The sequence below is a fragment of the Acidithiobacillus sp. TH-A36 genome (genome assembly GCF_057473445.1).
Genome location: NZ_JBYCKP010000293.1, coordinates 1 through 1,864 on the forward strand (window position 1 = coordinate 1; position 1,864 = coordinate 1,864).

At 55.2% G+C, this 1,864-nt stretch carries 2 protein-coding genes; both read left to right on the forward strand.

Annotated elements, in window-relative coordinates:
* Positions 1–999, forward strand: a 999-nt coding sequence (locus AC2VLY_RS07680; protein WP_486892257.1) for a trypsin-like peptidase domain-containing protein, incomplete at its 5' end; no start/stop codon positions are given.
* Positions 1,000–1,026: 27 nt separating this feature from the next.
* Positions 1,027–1,864 (forward strand): D-alanyl-D-alanine carboxypeptidase family protein (locus AC2VLY_RS07685; protein WP_486922048.1); only part of this gene is annotated, 838 nt, incomplete at its 3' end.

The window sequence follows — 1,864 nt, forward strand, 5'->3', positions numbered from 1 at the left end:
GTTCGCTATGATACGGCGCTGCTGAAAATCAATGCCCACAACCTGCCCACGGTAGAACTGGGCAATTCCCGTAACCTTAAAGTAGGCCAGTGGTTGCTGGCGATTGGCATGCCTTTTGGTTTTTACAATACGGTCACCCAGGGTGTAGTCAGCGCCCTGAATCGCCCGCTGCCCCATGATGATGAATACATTCCTTTCATTCAGAGTGATGTTCCCATCAATCCCGGCAACTCGGGTGGGCCTATTTTCAACATGGAAGGTCAGGTCGTCGGTATTAATGATCAGATATATACCAACGATGGTGGCTACATGGGCCTATCCTTCAGCATTCCCATCAATACGGCGATGCGCGCAGTACATGCCTTCGAAGAACACAAAAAGCTTCGCTTTGGCTGGCTTGGAGTGGACGTTCAGGAAGTGAATCCGCAAATGGCCAAGGCCCTCCATCTGAAAGAACCGGTCGGGGCACTGGTTGCCTCGGTCAGCCCCCATGAAGCAGCCGCCAGGGCAGGACTGAAGCCGGGTGACGTCATTGTGACCTACAACCACGAGGCCGTTTACAGCGTCGGACAACTGCCTCCCCTCGTCGGTGACACCCCTCCGGGAACCACGGTACCCATGGGCATTTTGCATGACGGTAAACCGGAAACCCTGCAGGTTACCATTGGCACCATGCCCGCCAAAATGCGTCATGTGGAAGCCGAAAAAACGGCAGATATCCGCCGTCTCGGGCTGCGCGTCACCACCCTCGGTCAGGCCGCACAAAAGCGTCTGGGCATTCATCACGGAGTTGAAATTGAAAGCATTTATCCCGGCCCCGCCGCCCAAATGGGATTAACCGATGGGATGGTCATTCAGCAAATTGACCAGCAGGAAGTGAACAGCCCGGAACAGCTGCAGCAAATTGTCCGGAAATTGCCGGCCCACACGCCGATTCCATTGCTGGTTCGCCAGGGTCATCAAAGCCTCTACGTGGTGATCACACTCCCTGCACACTAAAAATTAACCAACGTATAAGGAAGTCGCATGCGCTACAAAAAGTACCTGCAGCACAAATCCCGTTTCATTTTGCTTGCTGCCTTCGCCACCCTGATGACGGGTGGCACCGCCTTTGCGGGTACCAACCTGTTGATGCCCCCCCCACCAACCATACCAGATGCCAAAAGCTATGTGCTGATGGATTTCCAAACAGGCCAGATTATTGCGGAAAAAGATGCCAACCTGCAGTTACCCCCGGCCAGCCTGACCAAATTGATGACGGCTTATCTGACTTACGGCGCTCTGGCCAACGGAACCCTGCACTGGCAGCAGCGCATTCATGTCAGCCGGGTGGCCTGGCACACGGGCGGGTCGAGCATGTTCATTCAGCCCAACCTCCCCGTTACCGTGGATCAACTGATGCACGGACTGATTATTGACTCCGGCAACGACGCGGCGGTGGCACTGGCCCAAGCCGTGGCAGGCAGTCGCGCCAGTTTTGTAGATGAAATGAATGCCACGGCGACCAAACTGGGCTTACCCGGTGCACATTATGGTGACGTGGATGGGCTTCCGACCCCGGATCTGCATCTTTCCGCCCTGGATATTGCGATGCTCTCCCGGGACCTGATTGCCAAATACCCCCAGGTCATTAACATTTCCAGAATAAAATATTACCGCTATAACAATATCAAGCAACGCAGCTGGAATCCGGCCCTTTTCGGACATCCCGACATTGACGGCCTGAAAACCGGACACACCAACGCTGCCGGACACTGCATGGATACCACTGCAGTACGCAATGGCCGTCGCCTGATTGCCGTAGTCATGGGCGCTCCCAACTGGCCCAGCGGGGTCAACGATGTCGTAGCCCTGCTGGATTATG